The organism is Flavobacterium bomense (genome assembly GCF_003970355.1).
Map to the genome: position 1 here is coordinate 1 of NZ_RYDJ01000003.1, position 18,534 is coordinate 18,534.

14 protein-coding genes and 2 tRNA genes are annotated in these 18,534 nt (G+C 34.7%); 5 read left to right on the top strand and 11 right to left on the bottom strand.

The genetic code is table 11. The annotated features are described in order from the left end of the window. Window positions 1–60: 60 nt before the first annotated feature. From EKL98_RS03980 to EKL98_RS04025, 10 genes are all read right to left on the bottom strand, one after another. On the bottom strand, window positions 61–228 hold the full coding sequence (locus tag EKL98_RS03980; protein WP_126561613.1) for a GxxExxY protein: 168 nt from the start codon (window positions 226–228) through the stop codon (window positions 61–63). Window positions 229–297: 69 nt separating this feature from the next. Then, window positions 298–1,116, bottom strand: coding sequence for a type I methionyl aminopeptidase (gene map, locus EKL98_RS03985; RefSeq protein ID WP_126561614.1), 819 nt, complete (start codon window positions 1,114–1,116; stop codon window positions 298–300). A gap of 43 nt (window positions 1,117–1,159) precedes the next feature. Continuing rightward, a complete protein-coding gene (locus EKL98_RS03990; protein ID WP_126561615.1) occupies window positions 1,160–2,548 on the bottom strand; it encodes a TolC family protein in 1,389 nt (462 codons plus the stop codon). Next, complete coding sequence (locus tag EKL98_RS03995) at window positions 2,548–3,894, bottom strand: HlyD family secretion protein (protein ID WP_126458830.1); 1,347 nt, start codon at window positions 3,892–3,894, stop codon at window positions 2,548–2,550. Before EKL98_RS03995 ends, EKL98_RS03990 begins: the two co-directional genes overlap by 1 nt. Window positions 3,895–3,900: 6 nt before the next feature. Continuing rightward, window positions 3,901–5,559: a peptidase domain-containing ABC transporter gene (locus EKL98_RS04000; RefSeq protein ID WP_126458833.1), complete on the bottom strand. Its 1,659-nt coding sequence runs from the start codon at window positions 5,557–5,559 to the stop codon at window positions 3,901–3,903. 24 nt (window positions 5,560–5,583) lie between these two features. Then, on the bottom strand, window positions 5,584–6,255 hold the full coding sequence (locus EKL98_RS04005) for a TetR/AcrR family transcriptional regulator (protein WP_126561616.1): 672 nt from the start codon (window positions 6,253–6,255) through the stop codon (window positions 5,584–5,586). A gap of 350 nt (window positions 6,256–6,605) precedes the next feature. Continuing rightward, window positions 6,606–7,103: a leucine-rich repeat domain-containing protein gene (locus EKL98_RS04010; protein WP_158618319.1), complete on the bottom strand. Its 498-nt coding sequence runs from the start codon at window positions 7,101–7,103 to the stop codon at window positions 6,606–6,608. 485 nt (window positions 7,104–7,588) lie between these two features. Beyond that, window positions 7,589–9,106: a 2,3-bisphosphoglycerate-independent phosphoglycerate mutase gene (gene gpmI, locus EKL98_RS04015; RefSeq protein ID WP_126561617.1), complete on the bottom strand. Its 1,518-nt coding sequence runs from the start codon at window positions 9,104–9,106 to the stop codon at window positions 7,589–7,591. Window positions 9,107–9,247: 141 nt separating this feature from the next. Next, window positions 9,248–11,653 carry a DUF5916 domain-containing protein gene (locus EKL98_RS04020; protein ID WP_126561618.1) on the bottom strand — a complete coding sequence of 802 codons (2,406 nt, stop codon included), beginning with the start codon at window positions 11,651–11,653 and terminating at the stop codon, window positions 9,248–9,250. A 132-nt stretch (window positions 11,654–11,785) separates the two neighbouring features. Beyond that, complete coding sequence (locus EKL98_RS04025) at window positions 11,786–14,179, bottom strand: DUF5916 domain-containing protein (RefSeq protein WP_126561619.1); 2,394 nt, start codon at window positions 14,177–14,179, stop codon at window positions 11,786–11,788. Between the two features lie 189 nt (window positions 14,180–14,368). Between EKL98_RS04025 and EKL98_RS04030 the strand changes: the two genes are divergently transcribed. From EKL98_RS04030 to EKL98_RS04040, 3 genes are all read left to right on the top strand, one after another. Continuing rightward, window positions 14,369–15,091 (top strand): murein L,D-transpeptidase catalytic domain family protein, encoded by a 723-nt coding sequence (locus EKL98_RS04030; RefSeq protein ID WP_126554545.1) that lies wholly within the window; start codon window positions 14,369–14,371, stop codon window positions 15,089–15,091. Window positions 15,092–15,849: 758 nt separating this feature from the next. After that, a tRNA-Gly gene (locus EKL98_RS04035) sits at window positions 15,850–15,922 on the top strand. Between the two features lie 45 nt (window positions 15,923–15,967). After that, a tRNA-Gly gene (locus EKL98_RS04040) sits at window positions 15,968–16,040 on the top strand. Between the two features lie 53 nt (window positions 16,041–16,093). Here the strand turns inward: EKL98_RS04040 and pepE are convergent. Next, window positions 16,094–16,801: a dipeptidase PepE gene (gene pepE / locus EKL98_RS04045; RefSeq protein ID WP_126561620.1), complete on the bottom strand. Its 708-nt coding sequence runs from the start codon at window positions 16,799–16,801 to the stop codon at window positions 16,094–16,096. 150 nt (window positions 16,802–16,951) lie between these two features. On the opposite strand from pepE, the gene EKL98_RS04050 reads away from it, so the two are divergent. Next, window positions 16,952–17,707, top strand: coding sequence for a hypothetical protein (locus tag EKL98_RS04050; protein ID WP_126561621.1), 756 nt, complete (start codon window positions 16,952–16,954; stop codon window positions 17,705–17,707). Further along, window positions 17,697–18,425, top strand: a complete 729-nt coding sequence (locus tag EKL98_RS04055) for a carboxypeptidase-like regulatory domain-containing protein (protein WP_233589355.1) — start codon at window positions 17,697–17,699, stop codon at window positions 18,423–18,425. The genes EKL98_RS04050 and EKL98_RS04055 overlap by 11 nt, the downstream gene beginning before the upstream one ends. Window positions 18,426–18,534: the final 109 nt, after the last annotated feature.

Consider the following 18,534-nt stretch of genomic DNA (forward strand, 5'->3'; position numbering starts at 1 on the left):
AATTTTGCGGACTTGTTTCATAGGCTAAAATTAAGATTATTTCTTAACTTAATGTGATGGCTAAGTTAGCATGTCCACTTTTTTGATTTCATAAAAAAGACATTCTTGATAGGTTGATTCCAAAAGTCCCGGACCAAGCTGACGATGAACTTCAATAGCTAGACCAATTACTTTATAAGAAATTGCTTGTAAATCTTCAGAGATCTCTATAAATTCTTCGTTTGTCATTTATAAATAATTTAGGACTTAAATTTTTGTGAATCTTTGAGTTTACTTTGTGAATCTTTGTGAAATGCTTTACAATACTAAAGGCTCTCGTCTAAACTCATCTTCTTCTGTACTTACAATTCCTAACGCTTTATAAACATAAGCAAAAGTGGATAAAATTTCTGGTTTCCCATCGATAATGGCTACGTCGTGTTCAAAATGGGCACTTGGTTTTCCGTCAGCTGTCGTGATTGTCCAGCCGTCTTTGTGTTGCTTGATGTTTCTAGTTCCCATGTTAATCATCGGCTCAATGGCAACAACCATTCCTTCTACAAAAAGTTTGCCTCTTCCTTTTTTGCCATAATTAGGCATCTCAGGATCTTCATGCATTTTTTGTCCTACGCCATGACCCACTAATTCCCGTACGACACCGTATCCATATGATTCGGTATATTTTTGAATGGCATTGCCCACATCTTCCACGCGGTTTCCTATTTTAAATTCTCGGATTCCTACATATAAAGATTCTTTGGTTATCTGTAATAGTTTTTTAGTTTCCGGAGCCACTTCGCCAATTTCAAAAGAGTACGCATGATCGCCATGGTATCCATTTTTGTAAGCTCCACAATCTACCGAGATTACATCCCCGCTTTCTAATGGTTTGTTATTTGGAATTCCATGGACTACTTGTGCGTTTGGACTCATGCAAAGGGAGTTTGGAAAACCATATAAGCCAAGAAAACTTGGTTCAGCGCCATGGTCGCGAATGAAGGTTTCGGCTAATTTATCCAGGTATAATGTGGTAACTCCTTCTTTGATTTCAGAAGCAATCATTCCTAATGTTTTTGATACGATCAGCGCACTTTCGCGCATTAATTCTATTTCTTCACGGGATTTTATAATAATCATAATTTCATTTTTTCAAGTTGCAAAAATACAATTTTATAAGTATTTAATCCGGATTGGCCATGATTTTAAAAAGGTCCGAATTAGAGATGTAAAAACGGTTTTCTAATGCTATTTTCGAAAGTTGTGCCGTAACTAAATTATTTTCCCGGATATTGATTAAAAACAACGAGCTTTCACCAAAAGAGAACAAACGTTCCTCTGAATTTAGCATGATGAGATTGTCTTGCACTAAATCTTTGATTAACTCCTGTTGTTTTAAGAGTGATTTGATTTCTAGTTTTTGGGCATTGATTTTATTAGTCAACTGCACTTTTTCCAAATCCAATACAAATTCAGATTCCTGTACTTTGTATTTTGCCAGTTTCAAACTACCGCGTTCTTTTCTAAGAAATAAAGGAAAATAGAAATCCAATCCAATTTTATAATCCTCAAATTGATAGTTGTCAATATAACTGGGTTCTGAAATATAAGAGTACCCCACATCAATTTTAGGCAAAAGCATGTTGGCTTTTAGTTTTCGTTCCACATTCAGCATATCAATTTTGCTTTGCAATGCATTTATTTTGGGGTGATTGGTGATGGAGAAATCTGAATTCAATAAGGCATTGGTTTTTAAACTTTCCTGAATGGTAAATTCTAATTGTATTTCAGGAATTAAGGCATCGGATAATTCCAGCGGAATGTTGTTTTCTAGCCAAAGAAAAGTTGCTAGTTCTAATTTGGCTTTAGCCAATTTTAGGTTCGAATCCTCCAGGCTCAGCTTTCTGTTTTTCACAATAATTCCTGCTTCAACACTATCAATGGCGGGTTTGTCCCCTTGAATGATTAACGATTGAATTCCTTTGAAACGAATTTGTGCATTCTGGTTGTATTCCTGGTACAAGGCAACTTCGTTGAAGTTTTTTTTCCAATTGAAATACGCCAGTGAAGCATCATATAAAACCACAATGGCCTGCAGTTTTCGTTCTGCCAGACTCAGTTGCATTTGCATTTTGGCTTTTCGAACATCAGCCATCCTTTGATTTATAAACAAACCTTGCCCAAGCGGAATGGTCACTCCTAGCGAAGTTAATCCTTGATTGGGAAGCGTGTTTTGGGGATTCAAGTACACACCTTCACTATTATCGAAGCCCGCTTTAATCTCGATGCCATACCATGTGGGTATTTTGAAACTGCTGTTTAAAATGGAATAATATTCGCTGCCTTTGAATTGTTTTTCACTGAAATCAACTTCAATTTTTGGGTCAAAACCACCACGGGCCATCATCAAATTAGCTTGCGATTTACTGATCTCTAAATTGGCATTTTTCACTAAGGGATGGTACTTTTTTACATACCCCAGAAATTCAGTAAAGGTCAGTTCGTTGGATATTTTTTCTTGAGCACCCGCAGAAAGCCCGAAGAATAAAAATGCTAAAAATATCTGTTTCATTATTTTTTTTCTGTTGTTATTGTAGGCGAAGGTTTGTAATAATTAGGCGGAAATCCGTTTAAGGTTCTCCACAGCTCGAACCATACAGGAACATTGTCCAATAAAGCGATTGTTTGCGCACCAGCACCAATACTTAATTGAACAGGCCATTTATCTTCGTTTTTATCTGGAGCAATCAAAACTCGGTATTTTCCATTGACGCTAATGAAATTTTCAATAGCTACAATTTCACCTCCAAAAGTTCCGTAAGACATATTAGGCCATCCTGAAAAAACAATAGTAGGCCATCCATCAAACCAAACGCGTACTTTTTCACCTTTCGCTAATAATGGTAAATCGATTGGATTTACAAATGTTTCCACAGCGATATCATAATCTGAGGGCATGATAGTGGCTATTGGAGTGCCTTCTTTCACTGTTTCCCCAAGGCCGGATTGCAAGGCCCTGTTGATATAGCCGTTTTGGGATGCTTTGATGTAATACATTCCATTACGGATGCTGTAGTTTGCGTATAGATTCTCCAGTTTAGAGACTTGAACATCTGTTTCAAACTGGCTGCTGAGCGCTGTGAATTTTTCACTATTTGCTTTAGAAACTTTCTCCGTATACTCCGCACTTATTCGGTTTATTTCTACTTTTGCATTGATCAACTCGTTTTTACTGATTAAGTACTTGTTTTCTTGAGTGATGATTTTAGCTTCAACTTCCTGCAGTTTTAATCTTTTTTCTTCAATATCAGTTAGCGGTTTCAAGCCTTCTTTGTTCAATTGTACGGATCGATTGTATTGTGTAGTTGCAATTTTTAGTTGGGTTTTTACCGCAACAAGATCCATACTGTCACTTTCTATTTTTAAAACAGATTGTTTTATTTTGTTTTGTGCTTGTTCTAGTTTTAAGACTTTCTCCCTTTCAATGGCTTGAATTTGTTCTAAAAGCGTGCTTACTTTAGACCCATAAGATTGCAAAGATTGTTTTTTGGCATCGATCTGACTTTTGGTATTTTGCACTAAATTTGGATCCATATAATCTTCTTTGATCTCTGAGATAAAGAGTATGGTGTCGCCTTTCTTGACAAAATCGCCTTCCTGAACGTACCATTTTTCAATTCGACCGGAGATTATACTTTGGATAGATTGTGGTCTTTGACTTGGTTTTAAGGTGGTAACAGCTCCAGTACCAGAAATATTTTGAGTCCATGGCAAGAAAAGTGCAATTATACCAATTATGGAAACACCCGCTATAATTTTATTTAAAATTTTATAATGCGGCCTGTTTGTTAGATTTTTGACCGCTTCGTATTGGTCTAGCTGTTGCAGTTTTATTTTGTTGTCTGAAATGTTTAGCATGACTAATTATTTTTTTAAATCAAGTTGAATATGCCCATTTTTCATCGTGATTTTTCGATTGCATTTGGTTTCCCAATACGGGTTTTTTGAGGATACGATAATCGTCCATTTATTTTTATCGGATGTAATAAAATCTATAATTTCATTAGCTACTTTTTCATCCATGGTGTCAGTTGGGTCTTCGTAAAAAAGTATTTTGGGTTTGTGAATGATGCTTCTGGCTAATAGTACTTTTTGCGCGTTAGACGAGGATAATTGTCGTCCTTCTGGGTAAATTCGGGTGTCTAATCCTTTAGGGAACAATTTGATAAAAGAGGTGAGTTGTACTCCGTCTACCGCCCATTTTATATCTTCGGAACTGACGGAAGGATCGTTAAAAGTAATATTTTCTTGCAAGGTTCCCTCAAAAGGTTTCTCTCCATAAATGACACTTCCTATTTGCGAGAGGTATTGTTTTATGTTTATTTTACGAAAAGTATCGTCATTTACATAAAAGGAACCGCTGGTAGGCTGCAATAAGCCGGATAATATCCTAATTAAAGTTGTTTTTCCAGAGCCATTTTCTCCATTTATTACAATTCGGTCTCCTTGTTCTATTTTTAATGAAATAGAGTTTAAAATTTCTTTTTCTGAATCTGGAAATTTGAATGTAAGGTTTTCTATTTCCATTGAGATTTTATTGTAACAGATGTCACTGTTAACAATGGAAGAATTTTCTAATTCTAAGTCCGTTACCTCTCCGATTTTTTCAATAGATGTGAGTACGTCATAAAAAGTTTCCAATCCAATAATTATTTTTTCGACGGAATTGATAACTAATAAAATAATAATTTCAGCAGCTACAAATTGGCCAATATTCATTTGTTGAGATAAAACTAAGAATCCACCGATGGATAGTAAACTTCCGGTAATGATGACTTTGAAAATAATCAAATGCGTAAATTGTTTTTTGATCACATTAAAATGTTTATCTCGATACACCAGGTAATCGGTTACAATCATGTTGGTTTTTTTTAAAGCAAAATCATAATTTAGCTCGTTTCTAAAACTAAAATTATTGCGAGCTATTTCTTGTAGCCAACTCGCTACCTTGTATTTGAATTTAGATTCTTTTAAGCTCGTTTCCAGTCCGGATTTAAAAGAAAATTTAAAAATAAAATACAGCAATGCAAGCAGTAAAACACCAAATATGATAAAGTAAGGATGGTATAAGGACAATAATATTATCCCGAAAACAATTTGTAACAATGCTGCAGAGAAATCAGTTAGTAACTTTGAAGTCCCTTTTTGAATTATCATTGTGTCAAAGAAACGATTGGCTAGCTCCGGCGGATAGCTGTAGTATAATTCTTTTGATTTTATTTTAGGCAGTCGTGCAGCAAACTCAAAAGAGGAACGTACAAATATTTTTTGTTGTAAGTTTTCCGTAATCCGCAATTGCATGATGGATAAAATACCCACTAATGCCACACCAAAAATGACTAAAATGATTAGCACAATCCATGATGCGCTAACTCTTCCGGATTGGATAAAATTTGTAATTGCCTGTATTCCCAGTGGAAGGGACAAACTGAGTAGTCCGGCAAAAATGGCGTAAAAAAATATTTGATAGACGTCTTTTTTATCTAATTCAAGTAGATTGTAAAATCGTTTTAAGGGAGTCATAATGGGAGTGTTTTTTTTTTTTTTTTAACTTAAAACTTTTTCTGCAAGATTTTGATAAAAATCAGTGGTGCTCTCAGAATCAGTACAATCTGTGATGGTTTTTAAATGATCCATTAAAAAATGTTGGTGCAAACTTCCTTCAACAATTGTTGAAATTAGGGATTTTGAAAAGGGGTATTCCGGATTTACTTCTTTTACAATAGCCACAATTCTATTGATTACTCTTTTGTAAATCAAGAAAAAACCTTCCTTGTTTTCCTGATCGATTTCTTTGGTATGTAACGTTTTAGTAAATTCTGAAATGATAATTTTATTTAGAACGGCCTCGTTAATGTATAAGGCACTATTGTCATTCGTTATTTTTTCAGTAACAATTGTAATGGCTTTTCTGAGTTTTTCTTTGGGATCCAAAACATTTGTGGTTGCAATAACTAGCTTGTATTCCATCCAACTCCAATGCCAGGACGATAAATAAACCAGTAATTTATGTTTGTTCTCAAAATACCGATAGATGGAACTTTCATTAGATTTGATTTTCTCTCCTAATTTCTTGAAAGTAAAATTATCAAAGCCAATCTCATGGATTAAAAGGATACTTTGCTCTATGATTTTTTTTCCTAAAGCTGATGTCTCAGGATCCTTTACATAGATTTTTTCGTTGATTTGTATTTTTAAATTGGAGAGAACCGTATTCATTTTATTGAAATTTTATATAAATATAGTAGCATTACCAGCTATAAAAAAGTGTTTTACTAAATATATTGTAAGCATTGAATTTAGATACATTTATTCTCTGATTTCTGGGTGTAATTTCTTTAATTTTAGATTCTATATTTGGTTAATGCGGATGCTTAGCGCACCATAATTAGCAGGATCATTCAGACGAACTGAATAAATTGCAATAGAGCTAGCCGTTTTTTGTACTGCCCAAGTTCTTTACTTTTGTTAAAAACAAATAAAAATGTAGCAACTACTTGTTTTAATACGGCCACCATACTAAAACGTTCAGTCCGTGAATGGTTGCTACTCTGTTTTTTATGCCTGTTCTATAGATTTACTCTAAAACCAAAATTCAAATTTTCTGTAGACCGCTCTGGAACCATAATTTTATTATCTTTTATTTCGAGTAATTGTAAGTGTTTTAATTGTTTGATTTCTTTTGGAATTTCTTTAAATTGATTGTTGTTCAAATATAAAAATTCTAAATTTTTTAAACTACTGATGGATGATGGCATATTGTTTAAATTGTCATTTTCTAAATGTAATATTCGTAAAGATTTCATTTTGCTCATTATTTCTATATTCGCCTCTAAATTTAAATTTGTTTCATCGTTTAAAAAAAGTTCTTCTAAGCTTTTTAACTTCCAAAAATCTTCTGGCAATACTGAAAAATCATTTCCGCTTAATTCTAGTACTTTAAGTTTTTTTAGTAGTGTTATTTCTTTTGGAATTACCGTTAAATGATCATTTTTCAAACTTAAGTACTCAAGATTTATGAATTTTGACCAGTTAAGGCTGTCCAATTTTAAGGTTTGATTACTCAAATTTAGGCGGAACACTTTTTCGGGCTCCTTTAAAGCCTGTTCTATATTAGTGAACACTTTTTTGATTTGAATCGAATCAACGATTTGCCCAATACTTATTTGGGTCATTAAAAAAAGGGTGATTGTGTAAAATATTTTCATTGTGTTTGAATTTAGTTTGATTCGTAGGGTTATTACCCATCTTTTATTTGCTATTGAACACAAGTACAGTAGAATTCATGCTTTCTTGTTAGTGATTGTTTCTTGTTTGCAAATATAATAGTAACGCTATCAAACATAAAAGTATTTAACTTTTTTTTGTAAAAAAAAACTACTTGAATCAAGTAGTTTTTTATTGGGACATTTGTATCTAAGTAATAACCATGGTATAATGTCGTATTTTAAAATCAGGATAAAATTATGTAACAATCTGATTTAAAGCGGTTTTACTTAAAGTTAATTCTTTTGACTTTACGACTTTTAAACTTTCGACTTACTTAGTATCCTTAAAGTAAGGAATGACAGGTCATAACAGCAGGTTTTTCCACACCCATTAATTCCAAGATTGTTGGAGCAATGTCGCCAAGAACTCCATCATGAATGGTTTTCAAGTCGTTGTCTACTAAAATAATGGGAACGGGATTAGTTGTATGTGCGGTGTTTGGACTTCCATCAGGATTGATCATCGTTTCACAGTTCCCGTGATCTGCAATGACAATGGTAGTGTAATTATGCGCTAATGCAGTTGTGATTACTTTTGCTACGCATTTATCAACGGCTTCACAGGCTTGTATGGCAGCACTCATAATTCCGGTGTGTCCTACCATATCCCCATTGGCAAAATTTAGGCAAACAAAATCTACCTCTTCTTTCTCTAGTTCACAAACTAAAGATTCTGTTAATTCAAAGGCACTCATTTCCGGTTGTAAATCATACGTGGCTACCTTTGGAGAGTTTTTCAGGATGCGGCTTTCGCCAAGAAAAGGCTGTTCTCTCCCGCCAGAAAAGAAGAAAGTCACGTGTGGATATTTCTCCGTTTCGGCAATACGAATTTGCTTTTTATGGGCTTTTTCTAAAACTTCCCCAAGGGTTTCCGTGATATTATCTTTGTTATATACGACTTTTATGTTTTTGTAAGTTTCATCATAATTGGTTAGCGTCACATAATACAAATTGAGTTTGTGCATGTTTTGCTCATGACAATCTATTTGTGTCAATACTTCGGTTAGTTCTCTTCCTCTATCCGTTCTGAAATTAAAGAAAATAACCACATCATCATCTTCTATGGTTGCTACAGGTTTGCCTAGTTCATCCACCATAACTGTTGGGTGAATAAATTCATCCGTTACATTGACGTCATAGCTTTCTTGGATAGAAGCTACTGCATTTGTGGTAGGTGTTCCAATTCCGTTTACCAATAAATCGTAAGCTAGTTTTACTCTTTCCCAGCGTTTGTCCCGATCCATTGCATAATAGCGTCCCACAACCGAAGCCAGTTTTACAGTAGTATTCGCCATATAATTCTGTAAATCCTGAATGTAATGTGTACCGGATTTTGGATCCACATCGCGACCGTCCGTGAAAGCATGAACGAAAACTTTTTGTAATCTGTGTTGTTGTGTAGCGTCAATCAAACCGCGCAAATGAGAGGTGTGTGAGTGTACACCACCATCAGAAACTAGGCCTAAAAAATGTACTTTTTTATTGTGTGTTCTGGCATACGTAAAAGCATCAACTAAAACGGGCTCCTTTGCTAAAGTTTCATTTGCAACAGCAAGGTTAATCTTAGCTAAATCCTGATATATAATTCTACCTGCTCCAAGATTCATGTGTCCTACTTCACTGTTTCCCATTTGGCCTTCAGGAAGTCCAACATTTAAACCGTCAGTTCGTAGTTGAGCACTGGGGTAATTTTTATATAGGCTATTAATAAAAGGGATATTGGCATTGTCGATTGCAGAAACTTTTGGGTCAGGAGATTTTCCCCAACCATCCAGAATCATAAGAATTACTTTTTTGTTCATGGAAATTTATTTTAAACAAAGATAAAACATTTCTAAAAAGGTTCGAATGAATCAAAAACACTATTATTCATTCTAAGGGGATCACCTGCAAATAATGATTATTTTGCTATAGAAAAGGGACTTTTTTGAAATAAACGTATTTTAGAATTTGTTCTTAACCTCATTGTAATCTATAAAATAGCGAATGCTTATCGAAAAAACATGACTTAGTGCTTCGTTGTTCAATAAATTAGTCACATTCTCACCAAATTCTTTATTAATATTTCTTTCAAATGCAGCTGCATTATTTCGATAGAGAACGGACACTTGGCTACCGGGGGCAAACCACCAGGAATAGGATAAATCCGTATTCCAGGAGTGAAAACTGGAATTTTTATTGCTAGTGTAGGCCATGAAATTAGCCAATCTGCCGTTTTGTTGCAATGACAATGCGTTTTTGTTTTCAGCATACGACCAGTATTGACGTATTGAGAGATTAAAAGTCATCTGACTGTTTAATGAATATTTCCCTGAAAGAGTATTAGAATACGTAATTACATTTCTATTGGCAAAAACAATTGTGTTTGGTGTGGTTGCATTCATGTCGTCATTCACACTGTCTACATACCCTTTGTTATTGTTTTGTCTCAAAAAGTTGAAATTGTAATTCAAAGATAATTTATCGCTAAATCGGTATCTCGGACCTAAAGAAAACCCATAAGAGTTTCTTCCGGTTTCATCAAAAATTGCAAATGAAGGGTTAAAATTAATTGCAAATGGATTATTATAATTTGAAGAAAGATAAACAAAGCCACCAATTTTGGTTGGTTTTATTACAAATCGATCTGCCGATCTGGGTTCATAATAATCAAATGTTTCTAATGGATTGGCATCAATTCCCATTCCAAAATAATGATTTTTTTTGTTATTTGAGTTAATCTGAAAGCTGATGTTGCTGGACTGCACTTTGCCAGTTTCTTTTTGAAATTGGGAATACATATTTATTCGAGCATTAAAAGTGTTGAAATACTTCGTTGGATTCAATATTCGATAACTGGAATTGCCATAAATGCTATAATAATTAGTCTCGAAATTGATTCCTAAATCATTGTTATCGAAATTTTTAGTTGTGATATCAGCGCCCAGCCCGTAACGAAATTTTCCGCTGGTTTCAGAGAAATTCAATTGGGAGTTAATCCCTGTTTTCTCTTCTGTATCATTTATGTAACTGTACTTAAAATCTCCCGAAATGTTGTAGGTGTTCTTTTTTGTATTCAAATCCCAAACTAATGCCGTAACATTCCCATCACGAAAATGTCCGTTCCGAGTTACATTGGTGTTTACAAATGCAACTGAGGAGTTTTTGCGAAAGCGCTGGTCTAAAACCAATACACTATAGTTAGCCAGAGGTTCAAGTTCAGTTCTTAATGCCCTGCTTTCATTGTTGAAAATAGTCGTTGGGGTATTTTTAGTAACAGCGTTCAAAATTCCTATTCCTAATCCGTCTTTAGTTCGTCCCGAAATTTTAAAGGCATTAATAAGACTAATATTTGGGGCTTCCGCAAACGATTCATTTTTATTTAGTTTGTAGGAGGGCGTTCCCCCAATCCGTCTGGAATATAGTAGATTGCCTTTGCTGAACAAATCCGTTCCCTCTGTAAAAAAAGGTCTGTTTTCGTTGAATTGCTGTTCAAAAGGACCGAGATTTAGAATTTTATCATCAAATTTTGTTTGTCCAAAATCAGGCACAAGGATCATGTCCAGAGTAAAAGCATCATTTATTCCGTACTTCAAATCCAATCCGCCTTTGAGTGTCCCGATAGTTTTTTCTTGGCTGTTTGCATTTACATAAAAGGAAGAATACGGCAAAAGAAAGAGTCGGGTAGGTGGTTTTATATTTTCAATTCCTTCCAGAATTCCGGTTTGCTGGGTAAAGGTGCCTAATTTAGAATCGATGAAATTCCAAGTGTATTTATGACGGTCTCGTCGTATTTCCCTAAAGAAATTAAGTCCCCAAGTTTGTTTCTTTTCTCCCGAAAAACGCAAGGCTGCATAGGGAATTCGCATTTCTACAATCCAGCCTTTTTTCGTAATTACTGCTTTGCTATTCCATACGGCATCCCAGGAATAATCTTCGCCATTGGTATCTGTAGTGATGCAATCAGCCTGACCGTCTGCTGCATTGACAAAAAATTGAAAATCTTGTTGCCCATCATTAAAACCATTTATAAAAACGCCAAAAAGATCAGTAGTGCCAAAATTATCTCTTTGGGTAATTTCTCTCAGGATTTTATCAGGATTTTCATCATACATAGTTGCGCCAATATATAGGGCATCATTATCGTAGACTATGCGAACCTCTGTTCTTTTATTGTCAGGAATTTTTTTGCCGTTATCAGGTTCAAACATGATAAAATCAGTCGCTATTGCTGCGGATTGCCATGTCGCTTCATCTAGGTTTCCATCGATAGTAATTTTATCCGAAATAAATTTAGTGTGTAATACTTTTTTTTGGCTGTAGCCAATAAAAGAGAGTGCTAAAAAACAAAATAAGAAAGAATTCTTCATGAAATAGTTCAATGGTTGGAACAAAATTAGAAAAACTAAAATAGTTTCAAAGTGAAAATGTACCAATTCACACAATAGTTTATTCTACTAGACTTTCTTTTCAATGGAATGTTACAGTTTGATTCAAAAAAATTAAAATTTATTTTTGATCACATTGTAGTCTATAAAATAGCGGATGCTAATAGAAAGCACATTGGTCAGGTCACTGTTGAAAATGTTTTTAAGATTTGCAGACAAATCTTTTTCCACCATATCTGTTCTTTCTATACCAAAATTCCGGTACAAAACAGAGATTTCACTTCCTGGAGCAAACCACCAGGAATAGGATAAATCGAAGTTCCAAGAATTAAAATTCCTGTCTTTATTTTGTGCGTAGGTATTGTTTGGAGTCAAATAACCGGAGTTTTGTAAGGTAAGGAATTTATGATTTTTTGAATAGGACCAATAATAGCGTGCGGTTAGGTTTACAGTCATTCTATTGTTGATCGCATATTTTCCGGTAAAATCATTTTGGGCAGTTTCTCTGCTGCGTTCTGCAAAAATTATCCCCGTAGGATCCGAATCTACCCAGCCACGATCATTGGTTTTGTTAAAATAATCCAATATGTAAGTAATGGAAAGTCTGTCGTTAAATCGGTATTTTGGACTTATATACAACCCATAAACGTTTCGGTTCTTTTCATTGTATTTTGTGAAGGAAGGCTGGAGTACTAATGTAAAAGGATTGTTGTCGTTAGACGTGAAATTTACTGCTGCAAAAACTTTTTCCGGGAGAAATACATATTTGCCATATTCTCGTGGTTCATAAAAATCATAGGTTTTCAATGGAGAAAACTCTACTACAAATTCTAAAGCGTCGTTATTTAATGTTGTGGCCTTAGTTTCTGTTCCAAAAGCACCAGTCTGTAACTTACCGGAGGTGTTGTCTATTTCAAAATTGACATATTGATTGATTCTGAAGGTATTAAATAGTTTTGTCGGATTTACAATTCTGTAGCTTCCATTTGCATAGGCATTGTGGTAATTAGAATAAAAATTGATTCCTAAATCATTGATGTCATAGTTTTCTGAGACGTATTTTCCAGAAAATCCATACCGATATTTCCCACTCGTTTTGGCAAAACCTATTTCTGTTTTAAATCCGTCGTAATCTTCAGTCGTTTTGATGGAACTGTATTTGAAATCGCCATACAAACTATAGGTATTGGCTTTTGTATTCAAATCAAATAACAATGCAGAGGTATTTGCATCTCTGAAATCGCCATTTCTGGTGGTGTTTGCATTTATAAAAGAAACAGATGAGTTTTGGTTAAAACGTTGATCTACTACAAACAGATTATAATTAGTCAAAGGTTCAATTACTTCTTTTCTAATTTGGCCGGTGTCGTTGTTTAAAATAGTAGCTTTAGTCTTTTCCGTAACGGCATTCAGGAATCCAATTCCCAATCCTTTCTCGGTTCGGCCGGATATTTTTACGGCATTCAGTAAGTTTACGGTACTGGGATAATTTGTTATTTCTTCTTGATTATCAAGGAGTAATTCTGTAGTGGATCCTCCGCCAATTCGTCTGGAATAAAACAAACCACCTTTGTTAAAAAGATCGGTTCCCTCTGTAAAAAAAGGCCGGTTTTCTTCTAATTGTTGCTCAAATGGTTCTAAATATAATATTGCATTATCAAATTTTGTCTGACCAAAGTCAGGTACCAAAATAGCATCTAATGTAAAGGAATCATTGATGCCGTATTTGATATCCAAGCCCGCTTTTAAAGTAATGCCGGAGCCTATCGCACTTTGTTGGTAATACGCCGATGAATACGGAATCAAAAAAAGTCGTGTCGGTGTCTTTATATTTTCAATTCCCTGCAGGATTCCCGCTTGCGGAATTACGGCTCCAATTTTAGTATCAATCCTATTCCAGGTATATTTTTGTACGTCGCGCTTGATTTCCCGCATAAAGTTTAACCCCCAGATTTGTTTGTCCGCTTTGGAAAATCGTAAAGCGGCGTAGGGAATCTTCATTTCTACAGTCCAGCCAAATTCAGTGAGTGTTACTTGGCTGTCCCAAATGGCATCCCAACTAAAATCTTCAAAATCTTCCGTTGCTATACAGTCCATTTGTACGCCTGCCGCACTTACAAAAAAACGAAAATCTTGCTGGCCATCATTGAATCCGTTGATATAGACGGAAAAATGATCGGAAACACCAAAAATATCTCTATTCGTAATTTCTTTCTGAATTTTATCAGGTTCGTCATCATATAGCAGTGCTGAGATGTAAATGGCATTATTGTCATACAATATTTTTACCTCTGTTTTTTTATCCGGACTGATTGGTTTGCCATTATCAGGCTCAAACATGATAAAATCCGAAGCTACTGCGGCGGTTTTCCATATTTCCTCATTAAATCTTCCGTCAATTATAATGTTTTCTGTGGTGGGTTTTGCCTGAAGCGTTTTTTTTTGACTTTGTGCATTCAAACTAGAGAATATGAAATATAATAAAGTGATAGGTAGTAATTTGAACATAAATCTGAAGGATAATTGAACAAAAATAGTAAAATTAACATATAAACGGTATTTTTTTTAAGTTTATTACTCAATATTTTGTCACTTTTTTCGTTAGAGTTAGAATAAACTTTGTTAAAAAGTGGTTTCTGGCTTGATTTTTAACGTACGTTTGCAATCCTCAATTAGTCCATAACTTAAAGACAATCAATGATTTATAACATATTTCTTACTATTTTTTTGCTGCTAGTTTCGTTTGTGCCAATCAAAAACAACTTTCCTGAACCAAAGACACACACGCCAGTGATTTACGCTGAAGCTGTGAAACCGAGTTTAGACGATAATATTACAGTGGCATATAATAATTTGCATTCCAATAAATTTGCACTGCCTAAATTAGAAAGTTTCTCCGAAGCGCTAAAAGGATACTATTTGTTGAAAGAAAAAGGATTAGTCAAGAAGGAAATTTTGACCTTAATTGATTTTAGTTTGTCTTCTAATATTAAAAGACTCTGGGTGATCAATCTGGGTACCGGTGAGGTCTTATTTAATTCTTTGGTTGCACATGGTAGAAATACGGGCGATGAATTTGCTTCGAATTTTTCAAATACTGCGGAATCCTTTAAGAGTAGTTTAGGCTTTTATTCAACAGGCGAAATTTACGTTGGTAAACATGGGATGTCACTTCGATTAGATGGTCTGGAAAAAGGAGTAAATGATAATGCCAGAGCAAGAGGCGTGGTGATGCATGCAGCAGAGTATGTTTCTAATTCATTTATAAAAAACAATCAAAGATTAGGAAGAAGTTTGGGTTGTCCTGCTGTTCCTGTAACCTTGTCTAAAGCAATTATCAGTGTTATCAAAGATAAATCCTGTTTCTTTATTTATCATCCTTCAAGAGTGTCAAAATTTGGATCCAAATCAGTTTTGTAATTTGCCGTATAAAGCAGCATCAAAAGTATCGCTATCATCTTTAAAAATCAATTTATTGTTCTCGCTCCAAGCAGTCCAATATAAGAGATGAAAGGCGACTTTTTTTTTGATTTTGACAAATTTTGTTCTTTTGTTCTGTAACGTTTCTTTGATTTATTCCAGATTCCAATTGACTCCGTCGTTCAGTAAATATTCCGTTACTATTAACTCCTTTGTAAAATATTCTGTTTTTTTGTAAAAGCCAAGGACTTCTTTTGGGTCGTTGAACTAAATTACATTTGGTTTCTGTTTGAGATGCCGTTTTTCTCCGGGAACAATTCGTTTTTTGCCTAAACCAGTTTGTTTGAACCTGTTTTAGAATGGTCATTACCCATATTTGAAATTGCTTATTTTGGTAAATAAATCATTTTTAGCCTTGAATACGAGGGCTATTTTTAAGAGATTATAGCAGCATACTATTCAAAACGGCAAGTTGTTGCTCAAGTATCTTCGTCAAAACGACCGTTTTCTAGCGAGTTCTCATCCCTAAATTTAAGATATTGTACTGAAAAAGTCTTTAAACAGCCCTTTTTTTGATGTTTTGCTTTGTTTTTTTTTAAGTATTTTTTGAGTAGTATAAGGATATAATATTTTCATATTAAATTCTTTATGATTTGAATCCTCTTTTAAAAAAAGACTGTCGGAGTAAGTTTGAGACTTTTTAAGAAAAAAACTTGCATTGAAGCAAACTTATTAATTATATTTGCACCGTTGTTAATGCGAAAGTAGCTCAGTTGGTAGAGCTCCAGCCTTCCAAGCTGGTTGTCGCGAGTTCGAGCCTCGTCTTTCGCTCTGAATTTCAAATTTTAGTTTGAAATTTTATTTTACTGTTATCATGCGAAAGTAGCTCAGTTGGTAGAGCTCCAGCCTTCCAAGCTGGTTGTCGCGAGTTCGAGCCTCGTCTTTCGCTCTTTCAAGCCAAAACATAATTGTTTTGGCTTTTTTTTGTCATTTATTTTAGGATTACTTTACAAAACTCAAATCAGTTCCGCTTTCTAGTTCTTCAGGACTTTGATTTTGTCGAAACAATCGTGCGGTCAGATTGCCTTTCAGGGTGATTGAATCTCCTTTTATATCCAGCCAGCTTCCTTCTCTCAATCCTAAAACCGGAACAGTATTAAATGCATGGTATTCTTTAATTCGGGTTTCGCGAGTTTCGCCCATGTGTGTTGAAGTAGTATCCGGATCTAAATAATGCGGATTCAAATTGAAAGGAACCAATCCCAGCGTTTGAAAACTTGGGGGATAAACTATTGGCATGTCATTTGTTGTTTGCATCGTTAATCCGCAAATGTTACTTCCTGCGCTTGTTCCAAAATACGGAGTTCCGTTTTTTACCACATCAGTGAGGGTTTCCATAAGGTTGTTTTTGTATAATTGTGATACTAAAACAAATGTATTTCCACCTCCTGTGAAAATTCCTTCTGCTTTTTTTACAGCTAATTTGGTGTTTTCAAACTCATGAATTCCAATTATTTCTTTATTTATTTTGGCGAAAGCCAAGCGTACCATTGCAGTATACTCTTTATGAGAGATCCCACCAGGTCTGGCGTAAGGAATAAAGAGAATTGTATTACAGTTTTGAAAATGCAATTGTAATTCTGGTAATAAATAGTCCAGATAGTTCTCGTTTGCAAGAGTAGATGTGCTTGCAATTAGGATGTTTTTCATTTTTTTTTGATACATAATTTGCGCTAAAGGTATTAAATCAGGCTTTTTTATTTCAAATTTTTAATTAACATTTTTTTACCAAGGCATTAGTAATTAATTTGGAGTGCATTAAGATACTTTTACGATAAGTCAATAAGGACTTCAAGAACGATGATTAGAATTGTGTATTTGTTTTTGGCTTTTGCAACAACAGCGGCGATGTCACAAGAAGGAAGCCGAATACAACTGAACGGAAAAGTGACAGCTGATGTTTCTGTTCCGGAAGGGGTTTATGTCATAAATAAAAAAACAGAGAAGACTTCTATTACGGGTCAGGATGGTAACTTTTCTATTATGGCTGCCGTTGGTGATACGTTGTTGTTTTCAGCAGTGCAGTTCAAAGATACCAAAATACTTTTGACCCAAGTCCATTTTGATCAAGGGATTCTTTTTGAAAAAATGACACCTATTGCGAATCAATTGCGGGAAGTTATTGTTCGAAATGGGATCAATGCAGTATCAATGGGGATAATTCCTAGAGAGCAAAAAATTTACACCCCTGCAGAACGCAAATTATATACTGCCAGCAATCTTAATGCCAGTGCTAATGTGGGTAGCATGATGGGAGGGTCCGTGTCAGCAGATCCGTTATTGAACTGGATTTCAGGAAGAACAAAAATGCTAAAAAAAGAACTTGAAGTGGAGCAGAAAGAATCCTATTTGAGGCAATTAGAGAACCTGTTTGCCGTTGACTATTTTGTGAGTAAGTTAAAAATACCGGTTGAGTATGTCAAAGGATTTGAATATTACAGCCTTGAAAACGAACGATTTGTGGCTGTTTTGAAATCTAAAAATGTGACGATGACCACTTTTTTGATGGGGGAATTAGCAATAAAATATAAAGAAATAATTGCCAGTGAAAATTAAAAATACCTTACAGTTGTTATTCTTTCTCGTAGTTCAAGCCACTTTTGGACAGGTAGAAATGGTAAAGGAAATTCGAGGAAAAATCACTTCGGATTCTGTTGCTGTTGACCGCATTAATATTGTAAATATATCAACAGGAAAAGCAACCGTGTCACAGGGTAATGGCTTTTTTGTTATACCTGCAAAAGAAGGCGACGTTTTAGTCTTTACTGCCGTTAATCTGGAAACATTACGCCGAAAAATTAATAAACAAGATGTATTAGAAACGGTTTTTTCAGTGATAATGATCCCAAAAAGCATTATTCTGAATGAGGTTGTAGTCGGTGAATCTTCTATTTCAGCAGAGAGTTTAGGGATTATTCCCTACGGTCAAAAGAAATATACGCCTGCTGAGAGGAAATTATACACCGCAACTTCCGGTGGAGGAATTGATGGATTGCTCAATACTATTTCTGGACGAAAAGCCATGTTGAAAAAAGAAATTATAATTGAGAAGAAAGAACAGTTACTAGCGAGAATTGATGGGCTTTTTGAGGATAAGTACTATACGCAAACATTAAAAATACCCTCGGATTATATCAAAGGATTTCAATATTATTGTGTGGATAATATAGCTTTTGCAAATGCGTTGCGTGCTAAAAATAAAACATTGGTTATGTATTTAATTGTAAGCCTTGCTGCAAATTATAACGAAATAATAGCCCTTGAAAATCAATAGTGTTTTATCGGGGATGTTATTTTTACTAAACCAAATTTCTTTTGGACAAACGCACCATGAAAAGCTGCTAAACAAGATCAATGGGAGAACGAAACGGCTTAAGAAATTA

Bases quoted from the DNA above. Each gene is read 5' to 3' on its own strand.
- EKL98_RS03990 (WP_126561615.1), bottom strand. From the start codon at position 2,548: ATGAAACAGATATTTTTAGCATTTTTATTCTTCGGGCTTTCTGCGGGT.
- EKL98_RS04050 (WP_126561621.1), top strand. From the start codon at position 16,952: ATGATTAGAATTGTGTATTTGTTTTTGGCTTTTGCAACAACAGCGGCG.
- EKL98_RS04000 (WP_126458833.1), bottom strand. From the start codon at position 5,559: ATGACTCCCTTAAAACGATTTTACAATCTACTTGAATTAGATAAAAAA.
- EKL98_RS04020 (WP_126561618.1), bottom strand. From the start codon at position 11,653: ATGAAGAATTCTTTCTTATTTTGTTTTTTAGCACTCTCTTTTATTGGC.
- EKL98_RS03995 (WP_126458830.1), bottom strand. From the start codon at position 3,894: ATGCTAAACATTTCAGACAACAAAATAAAACTGCAACAGCTAGACCAA.
- gpmI (WP_126561617.1), bottom strand. From the start codon at position 9,106: ATGAACAAAAAAGTAATTCTTATGATTCTGGATGGTTGGGGAAAATCT.
- map (WP_126561614.1), bottom strand. From the start codon at position 1,116: ATGATTATTATAAAATCCCGTGAAGAAATAGAATTAATGCGCGAAAGT.
- EKL98_RS04030 (WP_126554545.1), top strand. From the start codon at position 14,369: ATGATTTATAACATATTTCTTACTATTTTTTTGCTGCTAGTTTCGTTT.
- pepE (WP_126561620.1), bottom strand. From the start codon at position 16,801: ATGAAAAACATCCTAATTGCAAGCACATCTACTCTTGCAAACGAGAAC.
- EKL98_RS03980 (WP_126561613.1), bottom strand. From the start codon at position 228: ATGACAAACGAAGAATTTATAGAGATCTCTGAAGATTTACAAGCAATT.
- EKL98_RS04025 (WP_126561619.1), bottom strand. From the start codon at position 14,179: ATGTTCAAATTACTACCTATCACTTTATTATATTTCATATTCTCTAGT.
- EKL98_RS04005 (WP_126561616.1), bottom strand. From the start codon at position 6,255: ATGAATACGGTTCTCTCCAATTTAAAAATACAAATCAACGAAAAAATC.